Origin of the sequence: Burkholderia sp. BCC0398 (assembly GCF_902833245.1) — a bacterium.
Classification (GTDB): domain Bacteria; phylum Pseudomonadota; class Gammaproteobacteria; order Burkholderiales; family Burkholderiaceae; genus Burkholderia; species Burkholderia sola.
Map to the genome: position 1 here is coordinate 517,795 of NZ_CADFEM010000005.1, position 19,265 is coordinate 537,059.

Here is a 19,265-nt window from a genome sequence, read left to right on the forward strand (position 1 = left end):
CCCGCTACATTCCGAAGGTGCCGAAATTGGACAACCCCGTGATTCCCGACACATCGCTGCAAACGCATCACGCGCACTGGGCGAAGCTGCGCCGCGATCTGCATGCGCATCCCGAATTGCGATTCGAAGAACACCGGACGGCGGACGTCGTCGCCCGCGAGCTCGAGGCGCTCGGCTATGCGGTGTCGCGCGGGCTCGGCGGCACGGGCGTCGTCGCGAGCCTGCCCGGCGCGGATCCGCGCCGCGGCATCGTGCTGCGCGCCGATCTGGACGCGTTGCCGATCCACGAAGCCAACGACTTCGCGCACGCGTCGTGCACGCACGGGATCATGCATGCGTGCGGCCATGACGGCCATACCGTGATGTTGCTCGGCGCCGCACGCGTGCTGAAGGAACTGCCGCAGTTGCCGGGCACCGTCCATTTCGTGTTTCAGCCGGGCGAAGAGGGCGGCGCGGGCGCGCGCAAGATGATCGACGACGGGCTGTTCGAGCAATACCCGACGGAAGCGGTATTCGGCATGCACAACTGGCCCGGTCTGCCGGCCGGGCATTTCGGGTTGCGCACCGGCCCGATCATGGCCGCGGGCTCGCGCTTCAGGATCACGGTGACGGGCAAGGGCGCGCACGCGGCACAGCCGCATCTGGGCATCGATCCGGTGCCGCTTGCGTGCTCGATGGTGCTGCAGTGCCAAACCATCGCCGCGCGGCACAAGGACCCTGTCGACCCGGCGGTCATTTCCGTCTGCATGTTCCATGCGGGCACGACGGACAACGTGATTCCGGACACCGCCGAGCTGCGCGGCACGATCCGCACGCTGTCGTCGGCGTTGCAGCAGAAGCTGCAGCGCGACGTGCGGCTCGCGTGCGAAGGGCTCGCGGCGGCCTATGGCGCGCAGGTCGACGTGGAGTTTTTTCAGTACTACCCGGCGACGGTCAACACGCCGGCCGAGACGGCGCTGTGCGAAGCGGTGATTCGCGATACGTTCGGCGAGGCGCGCGTCGAGCGCGACGTGCCGCCGAACATGACGTCCGAGGACTTCGGCTTCATGCTGGAGGAACGGCCGGGTGCGTACGTGCTGATCGGCAATGCGAAGGACGGCGCGGCCTCACCGGCGCTGCATCACCCGAAATACGACTTCAACGACGACATCATTCCGGCCGGCGTCCGGTACTGGGTCGCGTTGGCGCAGCATTACTTCGCGCGATCGCGATGATGCGCGAAGCCGGCATTGAAGTCGGGCCGTGGCGCACGACGACACTTTTGTAACGATTGCTTGATGAAACAGGAAAACGAGATGAACGATTCCGACACGATGCCGGCGCTTCGCTACCGGCGCTTCACCGCCGCGGACGTCCCCGCGGCCCACGCGCTCTCGGTGGCGCTTCGCTGGCCGTTCAGGGCGGAAGACTGGCAGTTTTCCGCCGACACGTCGACCGCATTCGCGGCCGAGGAAAACGGCGTGGTGATCGGCACGGCGATGTGCTGGAAGTACGGTGCGGATCGCGCCGCGATCGGGCATGTGATCGTGTCCGACGCGCATCAGGGGCGAGGCATCGGCCGCAAGCTGATGGAGATCCTCATCGACGAACTGGGGCCGCGCATCACGTTTCTGCATGCGACGCCGGCCGGTCGGCCGCTCTATGAAAAGCTCGGCTTCAACGTGTGCGGATCGTTGAGCCAGTATCAGGGGAACGTGGTGCAGCCGGCCGACGTGGTCCTGCCCGAAGGCGTGCGGCTGCGGGCAGGATCGCCGGCCGACTGGCCGCGCCTCGTCGAGCTGGACGCGCGCGCGTCCGGGCTCCAGCGCGATGCGCTGATGGCCGCGCTGTTCCAGCGCGGTGAAAGCGTCGTGCTCGAACGCGATGGCGAGGTGGTCGCGTTTTCGGTGCTGCGGCGCTTCGGTCGCGGCGACGTGATCGGTCCGGTGGCGGCGCCGCGCGCGAGCGACGATGCGTATGCGAAGGCGCTCGTCAGCCATTGGCTGACGCAACGGGAAGGCGAATTCGTCCGCATCGACGTGCCGGACGGGACCGGCTTGCCGGACTGGTTGGCCGAACAGGGTTTGGCGCGGGTCGATACGTGTTCGAAGATGGTGCGCAACGCGCCGGCGTCGGCGCACGAAGGGCCGGCCGACCCCGTCTGCGGACAGTACGCACTCGTCAGTCAGGCGATGCTGTAGTCCTCGGCCGCACGCGCGGGCTTGCCTCGCGCTGCGGTGACGTCAGTGCGTCCGGCCCAGTTGCTCGTCGATCGCGCGGGTCAACGGCGACTGCACGTCTCCGGTGTGCCGCGTCCGCACGGGCTCGATCAGCACGATCCAGCATTCATCGTCGGCGACCGGGTTGTGCCGCGTGCCGCGCGGCACGACGTGCATCCAGTAGACGGGTGTAAGCGCTCGGCATCGCCCGGGACGCCGCTCAACGCGCCAGCGCGGCCACGAAGTCGCGATACGTCCGCAGCGGGCGGCCGAGGATCGCGGTCAGCCGCTCGACGTCGCCGGCCTCCGGCACCATCCCGTCGCTGACGTAGCGCTCGGCCATCAGCCGCATTTCGTACGCCATCCATTTCGGCATGAACGTCGCCAGATTGTCTTCGAACGGCGTGGGATCGTCGCCGCCATACGCAACGGGGCGGCCAAGCGTGTCCGACCAGATCGACGCCAGTTGCGTGCCGGTCAGCGTGTCGGGCCCGACCAGGTTGATGGTGTCGACCGGCAGCTTGCCCGGCGCATCGTTGCGGCGGATCAACTCGATCGCCGCGACTTCCGCGATGTCGCGCACGTCGACCATCGCGACGCCCTTGCCGCCGATCGGCATCGGGTACACGCCGTGCCCGACGATCACGTCCTTCACCATCGATTCGTTGTCCATGAAATACGCGGGCCGCAGGATCGTCGCGCCGAAGCCCATCTGCTCGATCATCCGCTCGGCGCCGAATTTCACCGCGAAGTGCGGCACGTTGACGAAGCGGTCGGCGTGCAGGACCGACAGATAGACGACGCGCTCGATGCCCGCTTCGCGGGCCAGATTCAGCGCGATCAGCGCCTGCGTGAATTCGTCGCCCGCCACGCCGTTGAGCAGGAACAGCGTGCGCACGCCGGAGAAGGCCGCCCGCAGCGCGTCGACGTCGAGCATGTCGCCCTGCGCGACGGTCACCGCCGCCGGAAAATCGGCCTTGGCCGGATCGCGCACCAGCACGCGTACGTCGGCGCCGCGATCGACGAGTTGACGGACGACCTGGCGGCCCACACGGCCGGTGGCGCCGGTAACGAGAATGGTCATGATGTTCACTCCTGAGATAACGATGGGATTGACTGCCCACGTAAGTTATGTGATCCACCTATGATCCGGAAGATGTGATAAATAGACATATCGTCTCACTGGTGGAACACATGGACCTGCTCGCTCTCGCCGATTTCAATCTCGTCGCCCGCCATGGCAGCTTCGGGGAGGCTGCGCGGGTCGCGGATCGCCCGAAGGCGACGCTGTCGCGCCGCGTCGCGGAACTGGAGAACAGCCTGTCGCTGCGTCTGTTCGAGCGCGGCTCGCGCGGCGTGAAGCTCACGCAGGAAGGGCGCGCGCTCTACGAGCGGACGGGCGCGCTGCTCGCGGAGCTGGCCGACAGCGCATCGGCGATCGCAGCGGGGAGCGAGCGGCCGCGCGGCCGGCTGCGCATCAGCGCGCCGATGCTGTTTTCCCAGTTCGCGATGGGCAAGCTGGTGGCGACGTTCGCGCTGAGATACCCGGACGTCCGGCTGGAGGTGACGACCGAAGACCGGCCCGTCGACATGATCGAGGAAGGGTACGACCTCGTGATCCGCGTGAACCCGGACCCCGACGAGAGCCTGATCGGGCGCGTGTTCCTGCGCGACCGGCTGGTCGTCGTCGCGCGGCCCGAACTGCCGCGGCCGGGCAGCGACGCGCCCGCACCGGCCGTGGTGCGCGGCGCGAACGACACGCGCACTGCCTGGGAGGTCGCCGGGCCGGCCGGGACGGCGCGCATCCCGATCGACCCCGTGGCACGACTGTCGTCGCTGAGCATGGTGCGCGATACGGTCCGCCTCGGCCTGGGCGCCGCGTGCCTGCCGGCCTCACTGGTGAGCCGCGACCTGGCCGCCGGCACGCTCGTCAGTTGGGGCGACGTGCCGGGTTCCGATATCGCGCTGTGGGCGCTGTATCCGTCCAGGCGATTATTGAGCACGCGCGTGTCCGCGTTTCTCGATCACCTGAAGGACGCGTTTCCGTCAGGTGAGCCGGAAGAACTGGCCGCGTATATCGAACCCGGACAGTGAAACGGCCATGATTGCGGCAGCGCACGCGCGTCGCCGCGATGTCCTGAGCGGAATGCCGTCGCGATCGGCAGCGCATGTGCCGCCGCCCGTCCCGATCCGAACCGCCGCGTTCACGCCGGCTCGGGCTGCGCGCAACACACGCGGTTCCGGCCTTCGCGCTTCGCGCGGTAGAGCGCCATGTCCGCCTGGTGCGTCAGCGCGAGCATGGAAGCGTGCCGCGCGCGCCGGCCGGTCGCACAGCCGATGCTGACGGTGAAAGGCGGAACGGTTTCCGCAAACCCGTCGAGCCGGTTGCGTTCCACCTCGCGGCGAATCGCTTCGGCGACCCGCGCGGCGCCGTTTTCATCCGTATCGGGCAACACCGCGACGAATTCCTCGCCGCCGTAGCGCGCGGCGAGGTCACCGCGCCGCCGCGTATGCGCGCGGATGCATTCGGCGAGAAAGCGCAGCGCGGTGTCGCCCTGCGCATGCCCGTGCCGGTCGTTGTACTGCTTGAAGTGATCGGCGTCGATGAACAGCACCGACAGGGTGCCGCCGCTGCCGCGCTGCAACCGCTCCCATTCGTCGGCCAGCGCGGTATCGAGCGCGCGACGATTGCGCAATCCGGTCAACGGATCGGTACGCGTGAGATCGGTCAGCAGCGTCTGCTTGCGGAAATTGTCGCGCAACGCGAAGGCCAGCAGCCAGACCACCGCACCGAACAATGCGCAGATCACGGATGCCGACACGCCGACCGTCCACGACAGGCGCCGGATGCCGGCCAGCACGTCGTGTTCGGCCGGCGCGACGACCGCGATCAACGGGGTGCCCGGTATCCGCTGGTAGGTATACAACCGCACGATGCCGTCGATGCTCGAACGCGCGGGATAGAAGCCGGATTCGCTGTTTACCATCCGCTTGAAGGAGGTCGAGCGACGCAGGAGGTTCATCTGGCCTTCGTTCAACGACGGGTTTCTCGCGAGGATCGTGCCGTCCGCGCGCACGATCGCGCTGACCCCGTTCGGCCCGACATCGAGGCGGGACAGCAACTGCTCGAAGTAGGCGAGATCGACGGCGACGACCGCGATCCCGTCGAACGCATGATCCGGCCGCTCGATGCGTCGCGACAGCGCGATGGATTCCTTGCCGCCGCGCGAGCGTGCGCGATAGGGCTGGGAGACGTAGAGCCCGACGTTGTCCGCATCGCGATGGACCTTGAAGTAGTCGCGATCGGCGAAGTCCCACCGGTGGGTCGTGCTGCAGCATCCGTCGATCAGCCGGCCGCGACTGTCGGTCACGCCCATGCCGGTCACGTATAGCGCGGCGGTGCGCTCGAACAGCAGGTCGTGCCGCAACCCGGCGTCCATGCGCTGCACGGCCGGCTTGCCGAGGTCGGCCGCCAGCGCGATCAGCGCGTTGTTCGACGTTTCGACCGTCCTCGCGATCTGGCTCGCGAGCACGGCCGCGACGTTGCGCGACGTCTCGTGCGCATGCTCGACGACTTCGCTGCGCGCGACCCACAGCGTCACCGCGCTGATCGCGAGCGCCGCAAGCGACATCAGCGTGCCCAACGCGCCGACGACGAACGGGTGGCGTCCGGCCCAGTCGGCGATTTTCTCGATCGAAGTGAATGCGGGCATGCTCGCGCTCGTGTTGAGATGCCGGCTGCACTTGCGCCGGCGCGGGTCCAATTCCCGTTAACGGCACGGTTAACAAAAAATCGAGGCCTGCATGGCTGCCCTTCGACAGCCCGTCGACGACCACGGCACGACGCGACGACGCAAACGTGTGCGGCCACGCGGCCATGCGGCGAGACGGCCCGGGCGCGGCCCTGGACCCGTGCAAATCACGTCGATTGATAACCACACTGCATCAATCCTTCCAAAAATCGCACTTATCGTTTGATCGATACCGCGCCAACATGCCGGAAAACGACAATCGACCAGCCCCTCCCGCGTATTCCAGGATTTTCAGGAGACACCCAGATGCACCCCTCGTCCAGCCTTCCGGCCGAACGCTCGAAGGCCGCCGCGATCTTTCGCGTCACGGCCGGCAACTTTCTCGAGCAGTTCGACTTCTTCCTGTTCGGCTTCTACGCCACGCAGATCGCCAACGTCTTCTTCCCCGCGCAAAGCGAGTTCGCATCGTTGATGATGACCTTCGCCGTGTTCGGCGCCGGCTTCCTGATGCGCCCGCTGGGCGCGATCGTGCTGGGCGCGTACATCGACGAGGTCGGCCGCCGCAAGGGGCTGATCGTCACGCTGTCGATCATGGCGAGCGGCACCATCCTGATCGCGTTCGTGCCGGGCTACGCGACGATCGGGCTGCTCGCGCCCGTGCTCGTGCTGATCGGCCGGCTGCTGCAGGGCTTTTCCGCGGGCGCGGAACTGGGCGGCGTGTCGGTCTATCTGGCCGAGCTCGCGACGCCGGGCCGCAAGGGCTTCTTCACGAGCTGGCAATCGGCCAGCCAGCAGGTAGCGATCGTCATCGCGGCGGGCCTCGGCTTCGCGCTCAATCAGTGGCTGAGCGCATCGCAGATCGGCGCCTGGGGATGGCGCGTGCCGTTCTTCGTCGGCTGCATGATCGTGCCGTTCATCTTCATGCTGCGCCGCAACCTGGAGGAAACCCAGGAGTTCAAGGCCCGCAAGCATCGTCCGGGCATGAAGGAAGTGTTCGGTACGCTGGTCCAGAACTGGGGCGTCGTGATCGCCGGCATGATGCTGGTCGCGATGACCACCACGAGCTTCTATCTGATCACCGTCTACGCGCCGACCTTCGGCAAGACCGTGCTGCATCTGAGCACCGCCGACAGCCTGCTCGTGACGCTGTGCGTCGGCGTGTCGAACTTCGTGTGGCTGCCGATCGGCGGGGCGCTGTCCGACCGGATCGGCCGCCGGCCGCTGCTGGTCGGCATGACGATGCTCACCGTCGTGACCGCGTATCCGGCGCTGTCGTTCCTCGCTCACGCGCCGTCGTTCGTCAACATGCTGCTCGTGCTGCTCTGGCTGTCGTTCATGTACGGGATCTACAACGGCGCGATGATCGTCGCGCTCACCGAAGTGATGCCGGTGCAGGTGCGCGTCGCGGGCTTCTCGCTCGCGTACAGCCTCGCGACGGCCGTGTTCGGCGGCTTCACGCCGGCCATCTCGACCGCGCTCATTCACGCGACGGGCGACAAGGCCGCACCGGGCTACTGGATGAGCTTCGCCGCCGTGTGCGCGCTGCTCGCGACGTTCGCGCTGTATCGTCACCGCACGGCGACGTTGACGCCCGCGCATTGATGTCCGGCCGATCCGGAACGTTCATTCCCACCCACGCATCCGCACGACCACGACCATGAGAAACCTGTTCCTGAAATACTGCGCGACCGCGCTCGTCGCCACCGCGGCGGTCGCGGCCAACGTCCAGGCCGCCGAACTGCACGTGATGAGCTCGGGCGGCTTCACCGCCGCGTACAAGGTGCTCGGCCCGCGGTTCGCGTCCACGACGGGCAATACGCTCGCGACCGCGCTCGGCCCGTCGATGGGCAAGTCGCCCGAAGCGATTCCGAACCGGCTCGCGCGCGGCGAGCCGGCCGACGCCGTGATCATGGTCGGCTACGCGCTCGACGATCTGATCAAGCAGGGCAAGGTCATCCCCGACTCGCGCGTCGATCTGGCCGACTCGCGCATCGGCATGGTCGTGCGCGACGGGGCGGCCAAGCCCGACATCAGCACCGCCGACGGCCTCAAGCAGGTGCTGCTGCACGCGAAATCGATCGCCTATTCGGACAGCGCGAGCGGCGTGTATATCGAACGCGAACTGTTCAAGAAGCTCGGGATCGAGGAACAGGTGAAGTCGAAGGCGAAGATGATCCCGCGGATTCCGGTGGCGTCGGTGGTCGCGAACGGCGACTACGAAATCGGCTTCCAGCAGGTCAGCGAGCTGCTGCCCGTCAAGGGCGCGACCTTCGTCGGCAAGATCCCCGAATCGCTGCAGTCCGTCACGCGCTTCGCCGCCGGCATCCCGGTCGGCGCGCAGCACCCCAAGGAAGCGAAGGCGCTGCTCGACTATCTTGCGTCGCCCGACGTGCAGGCCGACGTGAAGTCGACCGGCCTGGATTCCGTTTCCGCGCATTGAACCCGATCGACGGGAAGGCGCGCATCAGATCGTCTTCCCGTCACTCCCGCCGCCGTCTGCCGCGGCACTGTCTTCATCGGCCGCGTCCGGCAACGCCGGCCCGGCCGCCGCGAGCCGCTGCACCAGACGCGCGCGGTCGCACGCACCTTCCCACACCGACACGAAAATCACCGCGCACGCGTTGCTGATCACGCTGGTCAGCGCGCGCGCCTCCGACATGAAGCGGTCGATGCCGACCAGCAGCGCGACCCCGGCGACCGGCAGGTCGGGCATCACGGCGAGCGTCGCGACCAGCGCGACAAGCCCGCTGCCGGACACGCCGGCCGCCCCTTTCGACGTGACCAGCATGATCGCGAGCATCGTCGCGACCTGCGGCGCGGAAAGCGGGACGTCGCAAGCTTGCGCGATGAACAACGCCGCGAGCGTCAGATAGATCGCGGTGCCGTCCAGATTGAACGAATAGCCGGCCGGCAGCACGAGCCCCACGACGCCCTTGTCGCAGCCGAGCGCTTCCAGCTTGACGATCAGGCGCGGCAGGACCGGCTCCGTGGACGAGGTCGCGAGGACGATCAGCAACTCTTCGCGCAGGTAGCGCAGGAGCCGCCACAGCGCGAATCCGTGCAGTCGCGCGAGCGGGGCGAGCACCAGCGCGACGAACAGCGCGCAGGCCACGTAGAAGCACACCATCAGCTTCGCGAGCGAGCCGACCGAGCCGATCCCGAAGCGGCCCACCGTGAACGCCATCGCACCGAATGCGCCGAGCGGCGCGAGCCGCATGATCATCGCGAGCACGCGAAAGACGACCTGCGCGATGCCGTCGATCAGCGCCAGCACGGGCCGGGCGGCGCGCGGATGCGCATTCAGCGAGAAGCCGAACAACAGCGACAGCAGCAGCACCGGCAACACTTCGCCGGTCGCGAATGCGCCGAGCATCGTGTCCGGAATCACGCCGAGCGCGAACGCCACCAGGCTGCGCGGCTCCGCATGCTTCGCATACGGCGCGAGGATGCTCGCATCCAGATGACGGACGTCGATATGCATGCCGGCGCCCGGTTGCAGCACGTAGGCGACGACGAGCCCGAACGCGAGCGCGGCGGCCGTCAACAGATAGAAAAGCGCCAGTGCGCGCACGATCGTGCGGCCGATGGCCCGCCCGTTCGACAGCGACGTGATGCCCGACACGATCGTGCAAAAGACGATCGGCGCGATGGTCATCTTCACGAGCGCGACGAACGCGTCGCTGAGCGGCTTGAGCATCGCGCCCGCCGCCGGCCACACGTGACCGATGCCGATGCCGAGCATCATCGCGAGCAGGACCTGCACGTACAGCGATTTGAACAGCCGGGTCCACCTCACGATGCAGCCTTCCTTCGTTTCCGTTCCGTCGTCGTCATGCCGATGTGCCGCCGCCGGCGTCGCCGCGCTTCGCGTCGACGATCATCCGGTGGAACGCCTCGGCGGCCGGCGTCAGCGAGCGCCCGCGCCGCTTGACGATACCCACGCGCCGCTTCACGGCCGGCTCGACGAGCGGCACGCTCGTGAGGACAGGGTGGTCATGCCCCGGCATCGCCATCGACGGCACCGCGGCGACGCCGAGCCCCGCCTCGATCAGCCCGAGCAGGGTCGTGACGTGGCGCGCCTCGCAGACGCTCGGCTTGCGCGGCGCGACGGCCGCCAATGCCTGGTCGAGCAGCAGGCGATTACCGGACGTCTTGTCCACCGACACGTAATCGTGCTCGTAAAGCTCGTTCCAGGTCACGCGCTTCTTGCGCGCGAGCGGGTGGTCGCGGCGACAGGCGGCGACGAACCGCTCCTGGAGCAGCACCTTGAACTCGACCTCCGCCTCCTGGCTGCCGATGAAGCTCACGCCGAAATCCGCCTCGCCGCTGATGACGGCGCCCAGCACTTCGTTGGCGCTGGCGTCGAGCAGCTTCACCCGGATGCGCGGAAAGCGCTGATGATAGCGGGCGATGATGGGCGGCAGGAAATAGTAGGCGACCGACGGCACGCACGCGATCGTCACATGGCCCAGGCGGCTCGACGACACGTCGCGGATGCCGAGCAGCGCGGCGTCGAGATCGTCGAGCAGTTGTTCGGCGCTCTGCGCGAACACGCGGCCGACGGTGGTGAGCGCGACACGGCGCGTGGTGCGCTCGAAGAGCCGCACGCCGAGCGCGTCTTCGAGCTTGTCGATCCGGCGGCTCAACGCAGGCTGGGACAGGCTGACCGCTTCGGCGGCCTTGCGGAAACTGCCGGTTTCCACGACCGCGCGAAACGCCTGCAAGTCCGTCAAATCGAAATTGATGCCCACCGGTCGAACTCCGCCACTTGGATGCGCAGCATTTTGCATGATTCCGTGGGCGTCAGGCGTGTGGCGTCGTCGATGCGGCCGCGTTGGCGCGGCGCGGTGTGCGGCACGGCCGGCCGGAATCGCGCGGGCCGAGCCGCGAATCGGGCCGCCCGACGCCGCTTCCTGATGTACCGTATCGCTTTTGGGCGGGCAATGCGCCAGCGCTGGCGCAGCGCCGGGCCGCTCTCTTCAACGGATTCCAGCATGCGCATTCCGCCGCTCAAGGCCATCATCGCGTTCGAAAGCGTCGCCCGGACCAAAAGCGTGAACCGCGCGGCGGAAGAGCTCGGCCTGACCGCATCCGCCGTCAGTCATCAGCTCAGCAATCTTGAATCGCAGATCGGGCAGCCGCTGTTTCAGCGTTCGGGGCGCGGCCTCGTCCTCACGCCAACTGGCGAACGCTACCTGGCCGATGTCACCGGCTCGCTGGCCGATCTGAGCCGCGCGACCGAGCGCGCGTCGAGCCGAACCGAGGTCGATATCCTGCGCGTGCATTCGAGCCCGAGCTTCGGGCTGATGTGGCTGCTGCCGCGCCTGTCGTCGTTTCAGGAGGCGAACGGCGATATCCAGCTGAACCTCGCGTGCTCGTACGAAAACGTGTCGTTCTCGAACGGCTTCTACGATATCGACGTCCGGCACGGCTACGGCAACTGGGACAACCTCGAGGTCCGGACCGTGCGCGGCGAGTTCATCGCGCCGCTCGCGTCGCCGCGCTATCTCGAACGGCATCCGGTGAACGCGCCGGAAGACCTGCTCGCGCACCGGCTGATCTATTCCGAAACGCCGCTGGTCCAGTGGAAGCAGTGGTTCGGCCGGACCGGCGTGCCGTTGGCGGCGCAGAAGACCTTCGATTTTTCGTTCGACCGTTCGTACATGTCGCTCGAGACCGCCGCGCTCGGCCTCGGCATCGCGCTCGAAAGCCTGATGCTCGCGTCGGTGAGGATCCGCGAAGGGCTGCTGGTGCCGGTGTTCGGCGACGCCCATGCGGTCGAAGTCGGCGCGCATCATCTCGTTTACCCGCGGCAGAACGCGGAACTGCCGCGCGTGAAGCGCTTTCTGGCGTGGATCGAGCGGGAGGTCGCGGCGCACGGCGGGGCGGGCTGAGCGGCGCATCCGTGATTTTGCGTTGCAGCATCGGCGGGCCGCGCGCCGTCATCTGAATTTTTCTCAACTATGGCTGAGCGTTTCCGCGTTGATGCGGGTGTCCGGTGAGCCGACACTCCGGACAACACATCAACACAGGAGACAAGCGATGTTGCTCGACAACCGGACCATCATCGTCACCGGCGCCGCGTCGCCGCGCGGGATCGGCAAGGCCACGGCCCGCGCGCTGGCCGCGCAGGGCGCACGCGTGGCGATCCTCGACCTTCGCCGCGAGGATGCGGAAACGGCCGCCGCCGAACTCGGCGCCCGCCATCTCGGCCTCGCGTGCGACGTGACCGACCGCGACGCGTGCGCGGCGGCCGCTCGCGCGACGCTGGAGCACTTCGGCCGCATCGACGGTCTCGTCAACAACGCCGGCATCACGCAGCCCGTGCGCACGCTCGATATCTCGGCGCGTGATTTCGATGCGATCGTCGACGTGAACCTGCGCGGCACGCTGTACATGTCGCAAGCCGTGCTGCCCGCGATGCAGACGCAGCGCGGCGGCAGCATCGTCTGCATGTCGTCGGTGTCCGCGCAACGCGGCGGCGGCATCTTCGGCGGCCCGCACTACAGCGCCGCCAAGGCCGGCGTGCTCGGCCTCGCGAAGGCGATGGCGCGCGAATTCGGCGCCGACCGCATCCGCGTCAATTCGATCACGCCCGGCCTGATCCAGACCGACATCACCGGCGACAAGCTGACGCCCGACATGCGCGAGGACATCGTCAAGGGCATTCCGCTCGGCCGGCTCGGCGATGCCGCCGACGTCGCCCATGCGTGCCTGTTCCTGCTGAGCGACCTGTCGAGCTACCTGACGGGCATCACGCTCGACGTCAACGGCGGGATGCTGATTCACTGAGAACGGCGCCGCCCGATGCGCGGCGCCGACCATCATGCACCCGGGACAACCCGGGGCCATGGCAGGAGACAAGGATGAGAGCAAAGTACCCCGCATCGCCGGTCCAGGGCGAGCCTCTGCAACGGAACGACGCGCAGACGTTCGAAGCGGCGACCTACGCGAAGGTCGCGCGCCGGCTGATCCCGTTTCTGATGTTGTGCTACCTCGGCGCGTATCTCGACCGCGTCAACGTCGGCTTCGCGAAACTGCAGATGCTCAACGACCTGCGCTTCAGCGAGACGGTCTACGGGATGGGCGCAGGCATCTTCTTCCTCGGCTATTTCCTGTTCGAGGTGCCGAGCAATCTGATCCTGCATCGCGTCGGCGCGCGCCGCTGGCTCGCGCGCATCATGCTGACCTGGGCCGTGATTTCGGCGAGCTTCGTGTTCGTCAAATCGCCCGCTGCGTTCTACGCGCTGCGGTTCCTGCTCGGCGTCGCCGAAGCCGGCTTCGCGCCGGGCGTGATCCTGTACCTCACGTACTGGTTCCCGTCGGCGCGGCGCGCGAAGGCGCTGTCGCTGTTCTTCATGGCGATTCCGCTCGCCGGGATCATCGGCGGGCCGCTGTCGGGCGCGATCATGCACTCGCTGCACGGCGCGATGTCGATGGCCGGCTGGAAGTGGCTGTTCCTGCTCGAGGCGCTGCCTTCGTTCGTGCTGGGCTTCGCGATCCTGCTGTATCTCGACGACGGCATCGCCGGCGCGAAGTGGCTGACCGACGCGGAAAAAGCCTTGCTCGCGCGCAACGTGTCGGCCGACGCCGCGCACACCACCGCCCATGTGTCGATTCGAACGTTCGTCGCGGATCGCCGCTTGTGGGTGATGGCCGCGATTTACTTCTGCGTGGTGCTCGGGCAGTACGGCCTCACGTTCTGGCTGCCGACGATCATTCGCAAGGCCGGCGTCGCCGATCCGCTGTGGGTCGGCCTGTTCACCGCGATTCCGTATGCCTGTGCAATCGTCGCGCTGCCGCTGATCGGCATCAGCGCGGATCGTCGCCGCGAGCGCCGCTTCCATCTCGCGGTGCCGATGCTGGTCGCGGCGGCGGGCTTCGCCACGTTGCCGATGCTCGGCAGCGTCGGCGCGTCGATCGTGTGCCTGAGCATCGCGTCGGCCGGCATCCTCGCGTCGTCGTCGCAGTTCTGGTCGCTGCCGACCGCGTTGCTGGGCGGGATGTCGGCGGCGGCGGGCATCGCTGCGGTCAACTGCTTCGCAAATCTAGCGGGCTTCTTCTCGCCGGCGATCGTCGGCTGGCTGAACGACCTGACCGGCAAGTCCACCGCGGGGCTCGTGTTCATCTCGGTCGCGATCGCGGCCGGTGCGCTGCTGGTGTTCGTCGTGCCCCGGTCCGTGAACCGCTGACAACCGCCGATTCATTTGCATTCCTTCCGACCTGATACTGGAGTAATCGATGGCTACCGAAACCATCCATGACGCGGTCCCGCTCGCCGAGCGCGCGTACCGCATCCGACGAAACGCCGTGCTGATGGGCGAAGTGCAGGGGCAGGGCTATGTCGGCCAGGCGCTCGACATCGCCGACGTGCTGGCCGTCGCGTATTTCGGCGCGATGCGCTATCGCGCCGACGATCCCGACTGGGAAGGGCGCGACCGCTTCCTGCTGTCGAACGGGCACTATGCGATCGCGCTGTACGCGGCGCTGTTCGAAGCCGGCATCCTGCCGGCCGCGGAACTCGACACCTATGGCAGCGACGACAGCCGCTTGCCGATGTCCGGCATGGCGAGCTACACGCCCGGCATGGAAATGTCCGGCGGCTCGCTCGGGCAGGGCCTGACGATCGCGGTCGGCCGGTGTCTGGGGCTGAAGCGCAAGGGCTCGGATGCGTTCGTCTACACGCTGTTTTCCGACGGCGAACTCGACGAAGGCGCGGTCTGGGAAGGGCTGATGTCGGCCGCGCACTGGAAGCTCGACAACCTGATCGCAATCGTCGACGTGAACAACCAGCAGGCCGACGGCCCGTCGACGCAGATCATGGCGTTCGAGCCGCTGGTCGACAAGCTCGAGGCCTTTGGCTGGTACGTGCAACGCGTGGACGGCAACGACATCGACGCGGTGAAACGCGCGTTCGACCACGCGCGCCAGCATGATGCACCGCAGCCACGCATCATCGTCTGCGACACGAAGATGGGGTGCGGCGTGCCGTTCCTCGAAGCACGCGAGAAAAGCCATTTCATCCGGGTCGATGCGCACGAATGGCAACTCGCGCTCGACGCACTCGAAGCAGGGAGACACGCATGAGCACCGTCGACAACAAGCCGCGCCTGAAGACGTCGGCGATGATCGCCTCCATCGCGGCCGAAGGGCAGGCGACCCGCTCCGCGCCGTTCGGCCATGCGCTGACCGAACTCGCCCGCACGAACGGCAACGTGATCGGCATGACGGCCGATCTCGGCAAATACACCGACCTGCACCTCTTCGCGAAGGCCTTCCCCGAGCGGTACTACCAGATGGGCATGGCCGAGCAGTTGCTGATGGGGGCCGCCGCCGGGTTCGCGCACGAAGGCGCGCAGCCGTTCGTCACGACCTATGCGGTGTTTGCGACGCGCCGCGCGTACGACTTCATTCATCAGGCGATCGCCGAAGACGATCTCGACGTGAAGCTGATCTGCGCGTTGCCGGGGCTCACGACCGGCTACGGGCCGAGCCACCAGGCCGCCGAGGATCTGGCGCTGATGCGCGCGATGCCGAACATGACCGTGATCGATCCGTGCGACGCGCTGGACATCGAACAGATGGTGCCGGCCATCGCCGCGCACAAGGGGCCGGTGTATGCGCGCCTGCTGCGCGGCAACGTGCCGGCCGTGCTCGACGAATACGATTACCGCTTCGAACTCGGCAAGGCCAAGCTGCTGCGCGACGGCAACGACGTGCTGCTGATCTCGTCCGGGATCATGACGATGCGTGCGCTCGAGGTGGCGAAGGCGCTCGAAGCCGATCGCGTCGACGTCGCCGTGCTGCACGTGCCGACGATCAAGCCGCTCGACACGGCGACCATCGTCCGCGAGGCTGCGCGAAAAGGGCGCATGGTCATCGTCGCGGAGAACCATACGACGATCGGCGGGCTCGGCGAAGCGGTCGCGACCGCGTTGCTTGCGGCGGGCGTGGCGGTGCCGTTCCGGCAGATCGCGCTGCCGGATGCGTATCTCGCCGCGGGCGCGCTGCCGACGTTGCATGAGCGCTACGGAATCTCGGCTGGCGCGATGCGCGTGAATATCCGGTCGTGGCTCGGGTGATCGGTCGATCGTTCGACACTCGCGGGGCGACGCGCGACGCTCAGGCTGTCTGCGCGGACGCGGGACGCTCGCTCGCATTCTGCGCATGAAGCGGCGCAAGCCTCGGGTTTGCGCCGCCTCATGCAACGCTTGCGGCGTATTCGCTTACCCCGCCGTCACCGGGATCCGCCGCGGCTTCGCTTCTTCGCGCCGCGGGATGCTCAGTTTCAGCACGCCGTCGCGCAGTTGCGCGTCGATGCGCGACACGTCGAAATCCGGGCTGAGCGTGAATGCGCGGGAGAAGTGCGGATGCTGCACTTCGCCGTGCTGCAGACGAAGCCCCGGTGGCGTTGGAACGACGGCTTCCGCTTCGATGGCCAGGCTGCCGTCGTGCACGCGGACGTCGAGCTTGTCGCGCGGCACGCCCGGCAGGTCCGCGTACAGCGTGATGCCGTGCGCATCCTCGACGATGTCGACGGCGGGCGCAATCCGCGTGCGCGGCGTGTCGCGCCGAGCCGCTTCACGGTTCGTCACGGCCGTTCGCGTATCGGCCGGACGAGTCGTCAGTTCAGTGGTGTTGGTGTCACTCATGATGGGGTCCCCTGGATTTCGGTGCAGTTTACCGGTGTAGGCCGATCTAGCTGCGACAAGGCTCTCCGGTCCGCCCTTTAAATAAGGTACTTATTAATCAAAGAGTTGCTGATTGACTTTGACGCCGTCTGCGCAGCGTCGCGAAATGGAGTTCCGCCTTGCTGGCGAAGCGCCAGTCGCCGTCATCGCCGCGCAATCGTACCCACCCGCCGTATATCTGAACGACGACGTCTTCGCCCCACGTCGCGCGCAAACGGTGCAACCATGTCCGTTGCCGGCTATCGAGCCAGAACGAGTTCGCCTGCTGCGGCAACTGTCCTCCCCGGTGTCGTGACGAGATCCGAGCTCGAAGCCGTCACGTCCGGACCCAGTCTGTCTACCCGATCACCGCAACTCCGTTAGGCAAACTTTCGAGTTATTCGGCTTCCTGAATCAGAAAGCGGGCACGATTCTTCCCTGCAATCCATCGCGGCGCCTTACCGCGGCCACCCCAGGTCGCACCCGTTTTCGGATCACGATACTTAGGTGCCAGCGGCGCGCGCGCTACTGCCGCTACGGCACGTCGGCGACCAAACAGCTGCTCTGCCGTGATGCCGTACTCAGCGATCTGCTCGCGCATCGTTGCAATGACGTTGTCCAGCTCAGCGAGACGTGCTTCTTCTGCTTGCTGTGCCAATGCATCAGCCTGCGCTTTCAATTCAAGATAAGTTGCCATGGAGATAGAGGATAATCAGTTAAACAGCGAATGAGTAGCCTAGTCGGCAAACTCGGTCTCGTCGACACGGTTCCGGCATAACCACAAATACGGTCGGTTTCCGTTTTTCGCGGCACAGGTTCGAAGACGGGTATGCGACGTCCATGTGCAAATGTTGCATTTCATACGTCTCTAGATTTTGATTTCAATGTAAAGCTACGCCCGCACGAGGCACACATATACCCGGTCAGTCGGTTGAGAGCGACTTGAAAATGGGACAAGCGATGAGCGCAACTACCACCTCACTCGAAGCCGTCGTGGACAACATTTCCTCGAAGCTGCGCGACGAGATCAAGCTGCTCGTCGACGCAAAATACGAAGTCGACGAGCTCGCATGCCGCAGTGCGGCCGGTCGGCGTCTCATTGAACCGTTCCACGACGGTGCCTACGGCCCACGGATCGGAGCATCTTTTTTCAGAACCGTCTTTCCGTTCAGCAATCTCGAACCGTGCGGCGATTCGTTTAGCGCGCTTGCGCCTGTTTCGCAGAGGATCGGCGCGAGCTGGCGATGGACTACCTCCTCTGTTCCTGAGAACGAGCGACCGGCTCTGCTGGCCAGGTTGCAAGACCCGGCTCGCGCGACGGCAGAAGGCTACGATCGAGCCGAGTTCATCTGGATCAAACCGCTCGGTCTATTTCTGGCGCACGAGGGCAAGAATCGCGTGGGATTCTTCCGCGATATGGGTGCGCAATGGATCCCGGCGCACGTTGCGCCGTACGATTACCCGGCCGCCGATCGCCTCGCGATCTACGCGGCGATGCACGCCCATCAGACCATGTATTGGGTCGTGCTAGACGGCCAACTGCTAGAACCGATCAACCATCCTGCTGGGTGCTGTCGATCCTGCGGGCCTACGGTGTGGCGGAACATCATCGGTGGCCGCACGAGTTCCCTGCGGTTGACGTGGTCACTGCAGCGCTTACCGAACGCCTGGTCAATCCGGTCTCCAGTCGGCCGGCACCGCTCGACTTGGAGTTGGTCCGTGAGAAAGAGGAATACGAATCGGAAGAGATTCCGTGCTCGATCCTCGACATCGACGCGCTCTCAGCACCATGGTTCTTTCTGAAGGTAATGTTCGGCGTCAGCATCATCGCGATCATGTTGATTTGCATCATGCCAGCAGACTGGTCGAATCTGCGCATAGCGGCCGGAGTCGTCGCCGGCTTGGGCTTTGGCGGCTTGCTAACACCTGGCGTCAAGCTGCTTCGTGCGCCGCGACGGCTCGTCGATCCCTACGCGTCGCTACGCAAATTCTCGCCGCTCGAGCGTAAGGCAGCGGGGATCCGGTGACGTACAACCAAGCCGGCATGGCCGGCCACTTTTCTAACACAGTGTCGAGCTATGCCGATCAAATTGACGCATGAAACAGCGCCGTACATTGCGCGCGACATCGTAGAATCCGGCTCGTTTATCGGCGGCCCGATCCTCGGTGACGCAGGCATGAACGCCTACATTGATGGTGGCCTCTACAACCGCGACCAGGCCGAGCGAACCGGCGCTACCCTGGAATTCGAATGGACTGGACCGGTTTCCGCTGCGCCGGCGAGAGGTGTGCATGAGCCGGACGTGCTGTATGACGAGCGGCCACACCGCGCGTTCATCTTCGTTTGCACACGCAAGCATCTTCGAGTCACTGGCGTGCGGTTCCATTCGGGCCTCTCGTGGCGTGACGCGGTTTACGTGCCATCGAGGCCGACCGCGGCCGCCAGCCTGTCGCCAGCGGCCTGGCTCGCGTGGGCCCGAGCGTGGCAGCCAGGGTGGTTGGACAACCAGGCGGCCGAACTCGAAAGCGCAATGTTGGCTCGGCTGGCGACCAAGCCTTCCGTGTCGATCGTGCCACCGGCGGATTGCCCCTACCTTTTCATCCTGCGCGATCGCGGCTTGATCTGACAGTTGTTTTCATTATTG

Annotated in this window: 19 protein-coding genes and 1 pseudogene; 12 read left to right on the plus strand and 8 right to left on the minus strand. The window is 66.3% G+C overall.

Translation table 11 applies throughout. The features are described 5' to 3' along the window. Positions 1–26: 26 nt before the first annotated feature. Together HWX76_RS14155 and HWX76_RS14160 are read left to right on the plus strand one after the other, a co-directional pair. A complete protein-coding gene (locus HWX76_RS14155) occupies positions 27–1,214 on the plus strand; it encodes a M20 aminoacylase family protein (protein ID WP_050016884.1) in 1,188 nt (395 codons plus the stop codon). A gap of 81 nt (positions 1,215–1,295) precedes the next feature. Further along, positions 1,296–2,180, plus strand: a complete 885-nt coding sequence (locus tag HWX76_RS14160) for a GNAT family N-acetyltransferase (RefSeq protein ID WP_235356281.1) — start codon at positions 1,296–1,298, stop codon at positions 2,178–2,180. Between the two features lie 42 nt (positions 2,181–2,222). Here the strand turns inward: HWX76_RS14160 and HWX76_RS14165 are convergent. Then, positions 2,223–2,375: pseudogene (locus tag HWX76_RS14165) on the minus strand (cupin domain-containing protein); the annotation flags it as partial. Between the two features lie 43 nt (positions 2,376–2,418). Continuing rightward, positions 2,419–3,282, minus strand: coding sequence for an NmrA/HSCARG family protein (locus tag HWX76_RS14170; RefSeq protein WP_176015959.1), 864 nt, complete (start codon positions 3,280–3,282; stop codon positions 2,419–2,421). Between the two features lie 110 nt (positions 3,283–3,392). Here HWX76_RS14170 and HWX76_RS14175 point away from each other — a divergent pair, with 110 nt between their 5' ends. Continuing rightward, complete coding sequence (locus tag HWX76_RS14175; RefSeq protein ID WP_176015960.1) at positions 3,393–4,292, plus strand: LysR family transcriptional regulator; 900 nt, start codon at positions 3,393–3,395, stop codon at positions 4,290–4,292. Positions 4,293–4,402: 110 nt separating this feature from the next. Here the strand turns inward: HWX76_RS14175 and HWX76_RS14180 are convergent, their stop codons facing one another. Further along, on the minus strand, positions 4,403–5,911 hold the full coding sequence (locus HWX76_RS14180) for a GGDEF domain-containing protein (RefSeq protein WP_176015961.1): 1,509 nt from the start codon (positions 5,909–5,911) through the stop codon (positions 4,403–4,405). 345 nt (positions 5,912–6,256) lie between these two features. Between HWX76_RS14180 and HWX76_RS14185 the strand changes: the two genes are divergently transcribed. Further along, entirely contained in the window at positions 6,257–7,552 is a 1,296-nt protein-coding gene (locus tag HWX76_RS14185; RefSeq protein WP_089490404.1) for an MFS transporter, read from the plus strand. A gap of 55 nt (positions 7,553–7,607) precedes the next feature. Next, complete coding sequence (locus HWX76_RS14190) at positions 7,608–8,390, plus strand: substrate-binding domain-containing protein (RefSeq protein ID WP_050016896.1); 783 nt, start codon at positions 7,608–7,610, stop codon at positions 8,388–8,390. A 24-nt stretch (positions 8,391–8,414) separates the two neighbouring features. On the opposite strand, the gene dctA is transcribed toward HWX76_RS14190, so the two are convergent. From dctA to HWX76_RS14205, 3 genes are read right to left on the minus strand one after another with little or no spacing between them, the layout of a single operon-like run. Next, positions 8,415–9,746 carry a C4-dicarboxylate transporter DctA gene (gene dctA, locus HWX76_RS14195; RefSeq protein WP_176015962.1) on the minus strand — a complete coding sequence of 444 codons (1,332 nt, stop codon included), beginning with the start codon at positions 9,744–9,746 and terminating at the stop codon, positions 8,415–8,417. 34 nt (positions 9,747–9,780) lie between these two features. Next, positions 9,781–10,701, minus strand: coding sequence for a LysR family transcriptional regulator (locus HWX76_RS14200; protein WP_050016900.1), 921 nt, complete (start codon positions 10,699–10,701; stop codon positions 9,781–9,783). Then, on the minus strand, positions 10,680–10,946 hold the full coding sequence (locus HWX76_RS14205; protein ID WP_176015963.1) for a hypothetical protein: 267 nt from the start codon (positions 10,944–10,946) through the stop codon (positions 10,680–10,682). The genes HWX76_RS14200 and HWX76_RS14205 overlap by 22 nt, the downstream gene beginning before the upstream one ends. Here HWX76_RS14205 and HWX76_RS14210 point away from each other — a divergent pair. From HWX76_RS14210 to HWX76_RS14230, 5 genes are all read left to right on the plus strand, one after another. Beyond that, a complete protein-coding gene (locus HWX76_RS14210) occupies positions 10,945–11,844 on the plus strand; it encodes a LysR substrate-binding domain-containing protein (RefSeq protein WP_089490401.1) in 900 nt (299 codons plus the stop codon). The two genes, HWX76_RS14205 and HWX76_RS14210, sit on opposite strands and share 2 nt — an antisense overlap. A 148-nt stretch (positions 11,845–11,992) precedes the next feature. Beyond that, a complete protein-coding gene (locus HWX76_RS14215) occupies positions 11,993–12,742 on the plus strand; it encodes a glucose 1-dehydrogenase (protein WP_050016904.1) in 750 nt (249 codons plus the stop codon). A gap of 74 nt (positions 12,743–12,816) precedes the next feature. Further along, entirely contained in the window at positions 12,817–14,142 is a 1,326-nt protein-coding gene (locus HWX76_RS14220) for an MFS transporter (RefSeq protein WP_050016906.1), read from the plus strand. Positions 14,143–14,191: 49 nt separating this feature from the next. Beyond that, positions 14,192–15,037 carry a transketolase gene (locus tag HWX76_RS14225; protein WP_176015964.1) on the plus strand — a complete coding sequence of 282 codons (846 nt, stop codon included), beginning with the start codon at positions 14,192–14,194 and terminating at the stop codon, positions 15,035–15,037. After that, positions 15,034–16,032 (plus strand): transketolase family protein, encoded by a 999-nt coding sequence (locus HWX76_RS14230; RefSeq protein WP_089490399.1) that lies wholly within the window; start codon positions 15,034–15,036, stop codon positions 16,030–16,032. The genes HWX76_RS14225 and HWX76_RS14230 overlap by 4 nt, the downstream gene beginning before the upstream one ends. Positions 16,033–16,176: 144 nt before the next feature. Here the strand turns inward: HWX76_RS14230 and HWX76_RS14235 are convergent, their stop codons facing one another. After that, positions 16,177–16,602: an Hsp20/alpha crystallin family protein gene (locus HWX76_RS14235; protein WP_176015965.1), complete on the minus strand. Its 426-nt coding sequence runs from the start codon at positions 16,600–16,602 to the stop codon at positions 16,177–16,179. A gap of 415 nt (positions 16,603–17,017) precedes the next feature. After that, complete coding sequence (locus HWX76_RS14240) at positions 17,018–17,317, minus strand: H-NS histone family protein (RefSeq protein WP_080334363.1); 300 nt, start codon at positions 17,315–17,317, stop codon at positions 17,018–17,020. 871 nt (positions 17,318–18,188) lie between these two features. Between HWX76_RS14240 and HWX76_RS14245 the strand changes: the two genes are divergently transcribed. Both HWX76_RS14245 and HWX76_RS14250 read left to right on the plus strand, forming a co-directional pair. Continuing rightward, positions 18,189–18,647, plus strand: coding sequence for a hypothetical protein (locus HWX76_RS14245; RefSeq protein ID WP_176015966.1), 459 nt, complete (start codon positions 18,189–18,191; stop codon positions 18,645–18,647). A 51-nt stretch (positions 18,648–18,698) separates the two neighbouring features. Continuing rightward, the gene (locus HWX76_RS14250; protein ID WP_089490398.1) at positions 18,699–19,247 is read left to right on the plus strand and encodes a hypothetical protein; all 549 of its coding nucleotides are present in this window, start codon (positions 18,699–18,701) and stop codon (positions 19,245–19,247) included. The last annotated feature ends 18 nt before the right edge of the window (positions 19,248–19,265 follow it).